Annotated in this window: 12 protein-coding genes and 1 riboswitch; of the genes, 11 read left to right on the top strand and 1 reads right to left on the bottom strand. The window is 70.6% G+C overall.

Annotation, left to right across the window (positions count from 1 at the left end; translation table 11 throughout):
* Positions 1-23: 23 nt before the first annotated feature.
* From DXK32_RS07325 to DXK32_RS07275, 11 genes are all read left to right on the top strand, one after another.
* Positions 24-596 (top strand): class I SAM-dependent methyltransferase, encoded by a 573-nt coding sequence (locus DXK32_RS07325; protein ID WP_114857905.1) that lies wholly within the window; start codon positions 24-26, stop codon positions 594-596.
* Positions 597-718: 122 nt separating this feature from the next.
* A riboswitch (TPP riboswitch) is annotated at positions 719-848 on the top strand.
* 74 nt (positions 849-922) lie between these two features.
* Positions 923-2,002: a long-chain fatty acid--CoA ligase gene (locus DXK32_RS07320; RefSeq protein ID WP_114857904.1), complete on the top strand. Its 1,080-nt coding sequence runs from the start codon at positions 923-925 to the stop codon at positions 2,000-2,002.
* Positions 1,999-3,462 carry an acyl-CoA reductase gene (locus DXK32_RS07315; RefSeq protein ID WP_247877022.1) on the top strand — a complete coding sequence of 488 codons (1,464 nt, stop codon included), beginning with the start codon at positions 1,999-2,001 and terminating at the stop codon, positions 3,460-3,462. The genes DXK32_RS07320 and DXK32_RS07315 overlap by 4 nt, the downstream gene beginning before the upstream one ends.
* A 10-nt stretch (positions 3,463-3,472) precedes the next feature.
* Positions 3,473-4,243 (top strand): ABC transporter ATP-binding protein, encoded by a 771-nt coding sequence (locus DXK32_RS07310; protein WP_247877021.1) that lies wholly within the window; start codon positions 3,473-3,475, stop codon positions 4,241-4,243.
* A complete protein-coding gene (locus DXK32_RS07305; protein ID WP_114857902.1) occupies positions 4,243-4,989 on the top strand; it encodes an ABC transporter permease in 747 nt (248 codons plus the stop codon). The genes DXK32_RS07310 and DXK32_RS07305 overlap by 1 nt, the downstream gene beginning before the upstream one ends.
* Before the next feature lie 7 nt (positions 4,990-4,996).
* A complete protein-coding gene (locus DXK32_RS07300; RefSeq protein WP_114857901.1) occupies positions 4,997-5,974 on the top strand; it encodes an ABC transporter substrate-binding protein in 978 nt (325 codons plus the stop codon).
* 18 nt (positions 5,975-5,992) lie between these two features.
* Positions 5,993-6,760 (top strand): 3-oxoacyl-ACP reductase, encoded by a 768-nt coding sequence (locus DXK32_RS07295; RefSeq protein WP_114857900.1) that lies wholly within the window; start codon positions 5,993-5,995, stop codon positions 6,758-6,760.
* Positions 6,761-6,902: 142 nt separating this feature from the next.
* The gene (addA, locus tag DXK32_RS07290; protein WP_114857899.1) at positions 6,903-10,373 is read left to right on the top strand and encodes a double-strand break repair helicase AddA; all 3,471 of its coding nucleotides are present in this window, start codon (positions 6,903-6,905) and stop codon (positions 10,371-10,373) included.
* Between the two features lie 211 nt (positions 10,374-10,584).
* Positions 10,585-10,908, top strand: a complete 324-nt coding sequence (gene trxA, locus DXK32_RS07285; protein WP_014238663.1) for a thioredoxin TrxA — start codon at positions 10,585-10,587, stop codon at positions 10,906-10,908.
* 93 nt (positions 10,909-11,001) lie between these two features.
* Positions 11,002-11,898: a transcriptional regulator GcvA gene (gene gcvA, locus DXK32_RS07280; protein WP_114857898.1), complete on the top strand. Its 897-nt coding sequence runs from the start codon at positions 11,002-11,004 to the stop codon at positions 11,896-11,898.
* Between the two features lie 106 nt (positions 11,899-12,004).
* On the top strand, positions 12,005-12,202 hold the full coding sequence (locus DXK32_RS07275; RefSeq protein ID WP_114857897.1) for a DUF1127 domain-containing protein: 198 nt from the start codon (positions 12,005-12,007) through the stop codon (positions 12,200-12,202).
* A gap of 9 nt (positions 12,203-12,211) precedes the next feature.
* Here the strand turns inward: DXK32_RS07275 and DXK32_RS07270 are convergent, their stop codons facing one another.
* On the bottom strand, positions 12,212-12,685 hold the full coding sequence (locus DXK32_RS07270; protein WP_114857896.1) for a low molecular weight protein-tyrosine-phosphatase: 474 nt from the start codon (positions 12,683-12,685) through the stop codon (positions 12,212-12,214).
* Between the last annotated feature and the right edge of the window lie 35 nt (positions 12,686-12,720).

Here is a 12,720-nt window from a genome sequence, read left to right as displayed (position 1 = left end):
TCGGCTGGCGGGAAGCGCGCGCGATGACGGACCTCAAGCTCAACCTCGGCTGCGGCGACACCCGGATGCCCGGCTACGTCAACGTGGACAAGTACGGCACGTTCGGGCCGGACATCGTGGCCGACCTGGAGGTCGTGCCCTGGCCGTTCGAGGAAGGCAGCGTCGCCGACGTCCAGCTCATCCACGCCCTGGAGCATATGGGCCAGACGACCGAGGGGTTCCTGAACATCATGAGGGAGCTGTACCGCGTCTGCCGCCACGGCGCGCGGATCACCATCAAGGTGCCGCACCCGCGCAGCGACGGCTATCTCGGCGACCCGACCCACGTCCGCCCGATCACGCCCAACGTGCTGAGCCTGTTCTCGATGGAGGAGAACCGGAAATTCATCGAACGCGGCTGGCCGAACACCCGCCTGGCGATGCATCTGAACGTCGATTTCCGCATCCTGTCGATCGCCTACGCCCCGACCCCGCGCTGGCACCACAAGCTGGCCTCCGGGGAGGTCTCGAACCAGGAGGTGATGGAGGCGATGGAGAGCCAGAACAACGTCATCGACGAGATCGCCATGGTCCTGGAGGTGGTGAAGGCGGCCTGAATCCGGGGAATTGCATATGGCATTAGCAACCCTCTCCCCCCTGGGGAGAGGGGAATCCAGATGCGAGGGTCTTACCCTAAACCCGACCTCCTTGACGGGCGGGGGCCGGTCCCTTAGCTTGCGAATGTTCCCTGGGGGGCCTCGCTAGGAGGCTGAGACTCCGCCGGTCCGGCGCTTTCATCCGGACAACGCGGTGACCCATCGAACCTGATCCGGGTCATACCGGCGTAGGGACGGGACTGAAGGGCGGCACGGCGTACCCCCATTCCATCCAGACACCGCTTGTCCCGGCAACAGTTTGTTGGCGCTGCAAAAGGTGTGCGGACGTGACCGAAGCCCGACTTGTCGAAGAGCTGCTGGCCTTCATCGCCGCCGGAAAGGCGGACGAGGAGGCGTTCAACCGCATGGCGCTGGCCGTCTTCGCCCACCAGTTCGAGACCAACGCCCCCTACCGCCGCTTCGCCACCCAGCGGGCGCGCACCCTGCGCACGGTGAAGAGCTGGCGCGACGTGCCCGCCGTGCCGATCAGCGCCTTCAAGGACCTGACGCTGAGCGGCCGCCCGCCGGAGGAATGCCCGCACGTCTTCATGACCAGCGGCACCACCAAGGGCGTGCGGGGCAAGAGCCACCACCCGACGCTGGCGGTCTACGACCGCTCGATGACCGTCAACTTCCGCCGCCGCTTTATGGGTGAGCATGATCGGCTGCGCATGGGCATCCTGTTCCCGACCGAGCAGGCGATGCCCAACTCCTCGCTCGCCCATTATCTGGCGCTGGCCAAGAGCGAATTCGGGACGGATGAGAGCCGCTATTTCGTCTCCGACGCCGGGCTGGACGTGGACGGGGCGATCGAGGCGCTGTCCCGCGTCGAGGCGACCGGCGAACCCTACGCCCTGCTGGGGGCGAGCTTCAGCGTCGTGCATCTGATGGACGCGCTGGCCGAGCGGGGGCGGAGCTTCGCCTTGCCGCCGGGCAGCCGCATCCTCGACACCGGCGGCTTCAAGGGCCAGTCGCGCGAGATGGCGGCGGAGGAGTTCTACGGCCGCCTGTCCGCCACCTTCGGCGTGCCGCGCCGTCTGTGCATCAACATGTACGGCATGACGGAGCTGAGCACCCAGTTCTACGACGACGGCAACGAGGCCTGCCCGTCGGTGAAGTCCGGCCCGCACTGGATCCGCAGCCGGGTCATCAACCCGCTGACCGGGCAGGAGGTGCCGCGCGGCAGCGTCGGCGTGCTGGTCCATCACGATCTGGCCCATTTCAACTGCGCGTCGGCCATCCTGACCGAGGATGCGGGGGTCGAGGTGGAGGGCGGCTTCCAGCTTCTCGGCCGGGCCGACGGGGCGGACGCCAAGGGCTGCTCCATGGCGGTCGAGGACTTCCTCAAAGCGGCGCGGGCCCAATGACCGTTGGCGTGATGGAGCGCGCCGGGCATCTGCCGGGGCTGTCCGCCGACGCGGTGGACTGGCGGACGCTGACCTTCCGGCGCGGCGCCGAGACGCTCGACGTGGCGGTGCCGGTGCTGAGCGAGGCGCAGGTCGCCGAATTGGCAACGCGGGTGCGCGCCAACGCGCGGATTTACCTGAAAAGCCGCACCGTGGCCGAGATCGCCGCCACCATCGACCGCGCCGTCGCCCGGCTGCTCGACCGCGGCGACCCGTGGCGGCAAAAGGCGGAACGGCTGCTGCCGCTGGTCACCGGCTACGACGCCGAAATGGTCCGGCTGGGGCTGACCGGCTATCTGAAGACCTTCCGTGGGCCGGAGCTGCGGAAGTTCATCGCCGAGGATTTCGCCAACCCGGCGGTGCTCGACGATTTCCAGCCCATGCCCAAGGGCGGCTTCGCCCGCGCCTTCGGGCCGGAGCTTCTGCTGCATGTCTGGGCGGGCAACGTGCCGGGCCTGCCGCTGTGGAGCCTGATTTCCGGCCTGCTGGTCAAGGCCGGAACGGTTGGCAAGCTGCCGAGCGCCGAGCCGCTGTTCGCCGGCTGGTTCGCGCAAATCCTGGCGGAGATCGACCCCAAACTGGCCGACTGCATCGCCATCGTCTGGTGGAAGGGCGGCGACGTGGCGGCGGAACGCGCGTGGCTGACCCGTGCCGACACGGTGGTCGCCTATGGCGGCAACGACGCGCTGGAGGCCATCCGGGCGCGGGTGCCGATCACCACGCGCTTCCTGCCCTACGGGCACAAGATCAGCTTCGCCATGGTCGCCCGCTCCGCGCTCGACGCCGGGAAGGCGGGGGCGGCGGCGCGGCAGGCGGCCTACGACGTGGCGCGCTACGACCAGCAAGGCTGCTACTCGCCCCAGACCTTTTTCGTGGAGCGTGGCGGGCGGGTGTCGCCGCGCGAATTCGCCGGCTATCTGGCGCACGAGCTGGACGCGCTGGGCAGCAAGTTCCCGCGCCGCCCCCTGTCGATGGGCGAGGCGGGCAGCGTCGCGTCCTGGCGCAACGCGGAGGAGACGAAGGGCTTTGCCGACCCCAGCCGCGCCCTGCTGGGCGATCCGGCGGGAAGCTGGGCCGTCGCCTACACCGACGCGGCGGACGGCCTCTCGCCATGCGGCCTGAACCGCACGGTGACGGTGGTGGCGGTGGACCGGCTGGCCGAGGCGGTGCCGGGGCTGGCGCCCTACCGCGCCTTCCTCCAGACCGTTGGCATCGCCGCGTCGCCGGAGGAGCTGTTCGCGCTCGCCGGGGCGCTGGGGGCGGTCGGGGTGACGCGCCTCTGCGCGCTCGGCCGCATGACCGCGCCCGAGGCGGGCTGGCACCATGACGGGCGGTTCAACCTGCTGGACCTCGTCACCATGACCGAGATCGAAGGCTCGGCGGAACGGGCGGCGGACGCGTTCGCCCCCTACACGGATTGAGGCGCCGGCCATGAGCTTCGTCAGCATCGAGCAGGCCGGCTACGGCGTCCCGAGCGGCGGCACCATCCTGGACCGCATCGACTGGACCATCGGGGAGGGCGAGTTCCACGCCCTGGTCGGGCGCAGCGGTTGCGGCAAGACGACCCTGCTGAAGCTGGTCGCCGGGCTGCTGGCCCCCTCGACCGGAACCGTCCGCATCCAGGGGCAGCCGGTGCGGGGGCCGGGCGCCCAGGTCGGCTTCGTCTTCCAGGCGCCGACACTGCTGGAGTGGCGCACGGTGCTCGACAACCTGCTGCTGCCGGTGTCGCTGGAGCGCCGCCCGCGGCCGGCGGACCGCCGCAAGGCGGAGGAACTGCTGGACCTCGTCGGCCTGACCGGGCTCGAAGAGCGCTATCCCAGCCAGTTGTCGGGTGGGCAGCAGAGCCGCGTCGCGCTGGCCCGCGCGCTGGTCACCGAGCCGCCGCTGCTCCTGCTCGACGAGCCCTTCGCCGCGCTCGACGCCATCACGCGGGAGGAGTTGCAGAACGACCTCTTGAAGCTCTGCGCCCGCCACCGCACCACCGTGCTGTTCGTCACCCACGACATCGCGGAGGCGGTCTATCTGGCCGACCGGGTGGCGGTGATGGAGGGCGGACGCTTGCGCCACGCCCTGCCGGTGCCGCTGGCCCGCCCGCGCGGGCGCGACGTGCGCTACAGCCCGCGCTTCAACGCCCTGTGCCTGGAGCTGCGCCATGCCATGGACGGCTCGAAGTCCGACGTGGCGTTGGAGCGCGCGTCGTGATGGTCCGTGCCGCCTCCGCCCTGCTGCTCGTCCTGCTGCTGGCGGGGTGGGAGGTCTATTGCCGGATGGCGGGGGTGTCGGCGCTGGTCGTGCCGCTGCCGTCGGCGGTGCTGCGCACGCTGTGGGACGGGCTGGCCGGCGGCTATCTGCTGCCGCATCTGTGGGTCACCACGGCGGAGATGGCGATGGGCCTCGCCGCCGGCTGCACCGTCGGCTTCCTCGCCGGGGTGCTGCTGGCCGAGGTGCCGATGCTGCGCCGCCTGTTCTACCCCTACATCCTGGCCAGCCAGGTGGTGCCGAAGCTGGCGCTGGGGCCGCTGTTCATCGTCTGGTTCGGCTTCGGCATGACCTCCACCGTCGTCATCACGGCTCTGATCTGCTTCTTCCCGCTTCTGGAAAACACCATGACCGGCCTTCAGCAGGTCGATCCCAACAAGCGGGAGCTGTTCCGGATGCTGCGGGCGACGCGCCTGCAAACCCTGCTGCGCCTGAAGATTCCCTCCGGCCTGCCGGTGATCCTGGCGGGCCTGCGCGTCGCCGTGGTGCTGGCGCTGGTCGGCGCCGTCGTCGGTGAGTTCATCGGCGGCCGGCAAGGGCTGGGCGCCTCGATCATCGCGGCGCAGGGGATGATGGATTCGACCATGATGTTCGCCCTGTTCATCGTCATCACGCTGCTGGGCATGATCGTTTATCAGGCCGCCGCCGGGTTTGAGCGGTGGCTGCTGCGCCGTCCGTGGAAAGGATAATCACACGATGTTCGGGTTCCTGCGTACTTTGGGTGCCGTCGCCGTTTCCGCCCTGCTCCTGTCCTCCCCCGCGCTGGCGCTCGACACGGTGACCGTGGCGGGCTGGAGCCAGCCGATCAGCGAGATCACCAACCTGCTGGCCGAGCCGGACAAGGGCTTCTTCAGGGCCAAGGGGATCGATCTCGGCTATGTGCCGGGGACCGGCGGCGGCTCGGCCATCCAGAACATGCTGACCGGTCAGGCCGACGTGGCCTTCACCGACCCGGCCTCCTTCTATCTGGCGCTCGACAAGGGCGAGAAGCTGATCGCCATCTACAACATCTACCCGCAGAACGTCTTCAACGTGGTGTCGCCGAAGGAGCGCAACATCACCAAGCCCGAAGACCTCAAGGGCAAGCGCATCGGCGTCTACAGCCTGTCCAGCGGCACTCGCCAGAACCTCCAGGTGCTGCTGCATCAGGTGGGGCTGAGCGAGAAGGACGTGACCATCGAGGTGACCGGCCTGCTGAACTTCGCCCCCGTCATCCAGGGGCAGGTGGACGCCACCGCGGCGACCGACACCGGCCTGCATGTCGGGATGCAGAAGGGGCTGAAGGACATCAACGTCATCGAGGTCAAGGACACGCTGAACCTGCCCTCCGACATCTTCGTGGTGACGGAGGAGACCTACCGGACGAAGGCCGACGTTCTGAAGCGCTTCCTCGCCGCCTACCGCGACAGCGCCGCCTGGATGATCGCCGAGCCGGAGGAGGCCGCCCGTCTCGCCGTGACCCGCGCCATCAACGGCCGCGACGAGGCCACCAACCTCGCCATCATCAAGCTGCGCAACGCCTCCAGCGTGTCGGAGACGACCAAGGCCAAGGGCCTCGGCCACTTCGACCCGGACCTGATGCAGAAGGGGGCGGACACCTTCAAGCAGCTCGGCCTGATCGGGACGGACCTCGACATGTCCAAGCTGGTCCGGTCCGACCTGATCCCCGAGTGAGGAAGGCTTAAACCCGCCATGGATTTCCGCGACAAGACCGTCCTCGTCACCGGCGCCAGCCGCGGCATCGGCGCCGCCATCGCCAAGGCCTTCGCGGCGGAGGGGGCGGCGGTGGCCGTCAACTACCTGAGCAACGCGGACGCCGCGGAGGCGGTGGCGGCGGCCTGCCGGGAGGCCGGCGGCGACGCCTGGGCGGTGCAGGCCGACGTTACCGACGCCGAGGCGGTGAACCGCATGGTGGAGCGCACGGCGGAGGAGTTCGGCAAGATCGACGTGGTGGTGAACAACGCCTTCCGCCCCTACGCCTTCGACCCGGAGAAGCGCACGCTGTTCTGGGACACCGAGTGGGCGGACTACCGGGGGCAGGTGGATGGGGCGCTGCTCGGCACCTACAACGTCTGCCGGGCGGTGTTGCCGGTGATGCGGCGGCGGCCGGGCGGCAGCATCGTGAACATGGCGACCGACCTCGTCGCCCGGCCAACCGTGCCCTATCACGACTACACGACGGCCAAGGCGGCGCTGGTCGGCTTCAGCCGCAATCTGGCGGCGGAGCTGGGGCCGCTGGGCATCCGCGTCAACTGCGTGGCGCCGGGGCTGGTCTACCCCACCGACGCCAGCCGGACGACGAAGGAGGACGTGAAGGACGCCATCGTCGCCCAGACCCCGCTGCGCCGCATCGCCACGCCGGAGGACGTCACCGGCCCGGTGCTGTTCCTGGCGTCCGGCTGGAGCCGCTTCATGACGGGGCAGGTGCTGTATGTGGATGGCGGGTTGGTGATGGGGTGACCCTTGCCCCCACCCCAACCCTCCCCCGCTGCGCAGGGGAGGGGGATTCTGGCCCTCCCCTGCGCAGCGGGGGAGGGAGGGACCCGCGAAGCGGGAGGGTGGGGGCAAAGCACCAAACCGCCCCACACCGTACGACCCGCCCATGACCGTCCTCGACTTCCCCGTCCGCGACCTGCCGCTGGACCCCAACGTCGCGCAGCGCCTCGCCTCCGACCCGCTGTCGTCGGTGTGGGTGGGCGCCTCCGCCGGGTCCGGCAAGACGAAGGTGCTGACCGACCGCGTGCTGCGGCTGATGCTGTCCGGCACCGCGCCGGCGCGCATCCTTTGCCTGACCTTCACCAAGGCGGCGGCGGCGGAGATGTCCATCCGCATCAACCGCACGCTGGGCATCTGGGCGACCCTGCCCGATGAGGGGCTGGAGGATCGGCTCTACGACCTCTGCGGCGAGCGGCCGAGCGCCGAGACCCGCACCATCGCCCGGCGGCTGTTCGCCCAGGTGGTGGATTGTCCGGGCGGCATGAAGATCCAGACCATCCATGCCTTCTGCCAGTCGCTGCTGCGCCGCTTCCCACTGGAGGCCGGGCTCGCCCCGCATTTCGAGGTGATGGACGAGCGCACCGCCGCCGGCCTGCTGACCGAGGCGCGGGACGAGGTGCTGCACGCCGGACGCGCCGCGCCCGACAGCCCGCTCGGCAAGGCGATGGCCCGCCTGACCGCCGAGCTGAACGCCGAGGAGTTCGCCGACATCCTGGCCGAACTGGCCAGCGAGCGCGGGCGCATCCAGCGCCTGTTCGAGAGCGTCCATGGGCTGGATGGCGCGGTGGACGCGGTTCACGAGGCGCTGGGCGTGCCGCCCGGCATCACCGAGGCCGCCATCCTGCGCGAGGCCTGCGCCGACCACGCCTTCGACGTTCCGGGGCTGCGCGACGCCTGCCGGGCTCTGTCCACCGGCAGCAAGACCGACGAGGAGCGCGGGGTCGGCATCCAGAGCTGGCTCGACGCCGCGGACAGCCGGGTGCGCGCCTTCCAGATCTACGCCCGCCATTTCCTGACGGCGGAGGGCGGGGCCCGCAAGACCCTGATCACCAAGAAGCCGGCAACCGCCTTCCCCGCCGCCCTGACGGCGCTGGAGCGCGAGGCGGAGCGGCTCGTTTCGCTGATGAAACGGGTTCGCTCGGCCGGAGTCGCGGCCTCCACCACCGCGCTGCTGACCCTGGCCGAGTCGCTTCTGAGCGCCTATGAGGCGAAGAAGAAGGCCAAGGCGCTGCTCGACTACGACGACCTGATCCTGTCGGCCAACGCCCTGCTGCGCGGCAAGGACGGCGTGCCCGCCGTTCCCTGGGTGCTGTTCAAGCTGGACGGCGGGCTGGACCACATCCTGATCGACGAGGCGCAGGACACCAACCCGGAGCAGTGGCAGGTCGTCGGCTCCATCGCCGAGGAGTTCTTCGCCGGCCTCAGCGCCCGTGACGGGGGCGAAACGACCCGCACCGTCTTCGCCGTGGGCGACGAGAAGCAGTCGATCTTCAGCTTCCAGCGCGCCGACCCCGCGGAATTCGCCCGGATGCGCCGCCATTTCCAGACCCGCGCCAAGGCGGCCGAGCGCGACTGGCACGCCGTGGCGCTGGACATCTCCTTCCGCTCCACCGCCACCGTGCTGCAAACGGTGGACGCGGTGTTCGGGCTGGACGGCGCCAAGGATGGTGTCGCTTCCGAAACGAACCCGGTGATCCGTCACCGCGCCTTCCGCCGCGGCCATGCCGGTCTGGTCGAGCTGTGGCCCCCGGTGAAGCCGGCGGAGGCCGCCGACCCGCCCGCCTGGGCGCCGCCGGTGGAGCGCGAGGCCACCGATTCGCCGTCGGCCCGGCTGGCCGCGGTCATCGCCGACACCATCCGCGACTGGACCGAACGCGGCGAGTCGCTCGAGTCGCGGGGCCGCCCGATCCAGCCCGGCGACGTCATGGTGCTGGTCCGCCGCCGCACCGCCTTCGTGACGGAGCTGGTGCGCGCCCTCAAGGACCGCGCCGTTCCGGTGGCCGGTGTCGACCGCATGGTGCTGACCGAGCAGCTGGCGGTCATGGATCTGATGGCGCTCTGCGAGTTCCTGCTGCTGCCGGAAGACGACCTGACGCTGGCCACCGTCCTCAAGGGGCCGCTGATCGGGCTGAATGAGGACCAACTGTTCGACCTCGCCAACGGGCGGCGCGGCACGCTGTGGCGGGCGCTGGTGGCGAAGGCGGAGGACGACCCGGCCTACCGCCCGGCCCGCCGCTATCTGGGCGGCCAGCTCGCCCGCACCGACTTCCTGGCGCCCTACGAGCTGCTCGCCGGGCTGCTCGCCGCCCCCTGCCCGGCCGACGAAGGCGGCTCGGGCCGCCGCGCCCTCCTGAAGCGGCTCGGCCCCGACGCCCAGGACCCGCTGGACGAGTTCCTGGCCGTATGCCTGGCCTTCGAGAAGACCGAGCCGCCCTCTCTCCAGAATTTCCTGGCCTGGCTGGCGGCCAGCGAGGCGGAGATCAAGCGCGAGCTGGAGCAGGGCGGCGGACGCGTACGCATCATGACGGTGCACGGGTCGAAGGGGCTCCAGGCCCCCATCGTCTTCCTGCCCGACACGCTGGGCACACCGACCCAGAGTCCGCCGATCCTCTGGCCGGACGAGGGCTGCGCCGTACCGCTCTTCGCCGCCCGCCGCTCGCAGGAGGACGCGCTGTGCGCCGAGGCGCGCGCCCGCGCCAACCGCCGCCGCGACCAGGAGTACAGGCGCCTGCTGTACGTCGCGCTGACCCGCGCGGAGGACCGGCTGTACGTCTGCGGCTACCAGGGCAGGAAGGAGCCGTCGGAGGCCTGCTGGTACAAGCTGGTCGAGGCCGCAATGGGCGAGATCGGCGTGCCGCACCCCTTCGACTTCTCCACCCTCTGCCCGGACGGCTGGAGCGGCGAGGGCTGGCGGCTGGCCGACCCGCAGACCGCCGTTCCCAAGCCGGACGGCGCCGGGGCTGGCCGCGTGCTGGCGGCGCAGGAGGCCCCGCCCTGGCTGACCGCCACCGCGCCGGAGGAGCCGGAGCCGTCGCGCCCCCTCACCCCCTCCCGCCCCGACGGGGACGAGCCGGCGATGCGCTCGCCGCTGGGCGAGGACGACGGGGCGCGCTTCAAGCGCGGCCTGCTGATCCACCGGCTGATGCAGACCCTGCCCGACCTGCCGCCCGACGCGCGGGAGGCCGCCGCCCGCCGCTACCTCGCCCGCCCCGGCCACGATCTGACGGCGGAGCGGCAGGATGAAATCGCATCCGAAACGATGCGCGTCCTGACCGACCCGCGCTTTTCCCGCCTGTTCGGCCCCAATTCCCGCGCCGAGGTGGAGGTGGTCGGTCTGGTGACCGGGCGCGCCCTGTCGGGCCGGGTCGACCGGCTGGTGATCGAGGAGGACGCGGTGTGGATCGTCGACTACAAGACCAACCGCCCGCCGCCGGTCCGGGCGGAGGACGTGCCGCCGGTCTATGTCCGCCAGATGGAGGCCTACCGCGCGGCGCTGCGCGCCATCTATCCGGAGAAGCGGGTGCGCTGCGTCCTGCTGTGGACCGACACCCCGGCCCTGATGGAGCTTCCGGAGTGAGGCGCGCGCGATGGTCCGCCGTTGGAACTTTTCACCCCCGGCCGCGTTGCACGGGGCGGCGGATTGGGTTGACGAGACCGCATTCGCGCCCCGGCTTGACCAGTGAGGGGGCTCGGTCATACATTTTGGCAAATTCCACCGATGAGGGATGGGTCCGCCGCCGGTGGAAAATCGGCGCGGCGGTGCCCCTGAACCCAGGCATAGAGGTCACATGAGCGATCCCATCAAGGTCACCGACGACAGCTTCGAGCAGGACGTGCTGAAGGCCGACGGTCCGGTCCTGGTCGATTTCTGGGCGGAGTGGTGCGGCCCCTGCAAGATGATTGCTCCCGCGCTCGACGACCTCGCCAAGGAATATGGCGGCAAGGTCACCGTCGCCAAGCTGAACATCGACGACAACCCCGGCACCCCGACCAAGTACGGCGTGCGCGGCATCCCGACGCTGATGCTGTTCAAGAACGGCAACGTCGCCGCCACCAAGATCGGCGCCCTGCCGAAGACCGCCCTGTTCACGTGGGTCGACGAGGCTCTCTGAGCCAAGCGGTCCCCGGACGATCGAAAAGCCCCGCCCCTCCGGCGGGGCTTTTTGTTTGCGCGGCCTTGCGGCCTGTCGGAGACTGCGCAGGCCATGGCCTACCGACTGCCGCCCCTCAACACCCTGCGCCTGTTCGAGGCCGCCGGCCGCCACCAGAGCTTCAAGGCGGCGGCGGAAGAGCTGCACCTGACCCCCAGCGCGGTCAGCCACGGCATCCAGACGCTGGAGGACTGGCTGGGGGTGGAGCTGTTCCTGCGCGGCAACCGCAGCCTGTCGCTGACTCCCGCCGGCCACGCCTATCTGCCCCGCGTGCGCGACGCGCTGCAGTCGCTGGCGCTGGCGACGGAGAGCGTGCCGGGCCGCGCCCCCAGCGGGCGGCTGTCGGTCAGCGCCGCCCCGACCTTCGCCCTGCGCTGGCTGATTCCCCGCCTGCCCGCCTTCCAGGAGCGTCACCCGGCGATCACGGTGGCGCTGGACACCGCCCACCGGGTGGTGGAGTTCCCCCGCGACGGCATCGACGCCGGCATCCGGCTGGGCCGCGGCGACTGGCCCGGTCTGGCCGCGCTGAAGCTGATGGAGGAGGACCTCGTCCCGGTGGCCGCCCCCGCCCTGGCGGCGCGCATCGCCTGCCCCGCCGACCTCGCCACCGTCCCGCTGCTCCACGTCGCCGACGTGTCGGAGGACTGGAGCGCCTGGGCCGAGGCGGCGGGCCTGCCGCCGTCGGCGCTGGACGACGGGCTGAGGCGCGGGTTGCGGCTCGACGCGATCCACATGGCGGTGGATGCCGCGGTGCGCGGGCTGGGCGTCATCATCGGGCGGCGTCCGACCGTCGATCCGGAGCTGGAGTCCGGCCGGCTGGTCGAGGTGATGGGGCCGCGCCTGCGCGCGAAAAGCGCCTATTGGCTGGTCACCGCCCAGGACAGCCTGCGCCGCCCGGAGGTCGCCGCCTTCCGCGCCTGGATGCGGGCGGAGTTCGCCACGGGGCGGTGAGCCGCTTCGGGTGAAATCCACTCACCCGACGATGAAAAGGTCCCGTTTGCCGGAGCGGCAGGGACGGCCCGATGCTTGGTGATCACCGCAACCGCCGGAGGCCACCATGACGCTGCACGTCCTCCCCCGCACCGTGCCGCCACCGGCCCGCCGCCTTCGCAGGCTGCTGGCCTGGATCGCCCATCTTCGCGAACAGAGCCGCCAGCGCGACGCCCTGCTGTCCCTGTCCGACCGCGAACTGCGGGACATCGGCATCAGCCGCTACGACGCGGTCACCGAAGCGCGCAAACCGCTGTGGCGGTAAGGTCGCGGTTTACAACCGGTCCCGTCGGATCGTTTCCAACAACCCTTCGGCCCCGGCCTCGCACAGGTCCAGCACCTCGGTGAAATGCAGCCCCTCGCCGTAATAGGGGTCGGGCACCTCGCGCTTCGACGCGTCGGGGGCGTAGTCGAGGAACAGGGCGACCGTCGCCCGACCGTCCGGCGGGGCCATGCGCCGCAACTGCGCCAGATGCCCGCCGTCCATCGCCAGGATGTAATCGAAGTCGGCGAAGTCCGCCGCGGTCACCTTGCGGGCGCGCAGGTCCGACAGGTCCACCCCCCTGGCCTTGGCGGCGCGCTGGCTGCGCGGGTCGGGCGCTTCCCCCACGTGATAGCCGTGGGTGCCCGCCGAGTCGGTGCCGATGCGGCCCGCCAAACCGGCTTGCCGAACCCGGTCGCGGAACACACCTTCCGCGGTGGGCGACCGGCAGATGTTGCCCGTGCACACGAACAGGACCTTGACCATCCCGGCCTCCTCCTCTCTGGTCTCCGCACCCGAGA

Origin of the sequence: Azospirillum brasilense, assembly GCF_003349955.1 — a bacterium.
Taxonomy (GTDB): Bacteria; Pseudomonadota; Alphaproteobacteria; order Azospirillales; family Azospirillaceae; genus Azospirillum; species Azospirillum brasilense_B.
The sequence above is the reverse complement of the archived record's forward strand: the minus strand, read 5'-3'. Positions and strand labels throughout refer to the sequence as shown.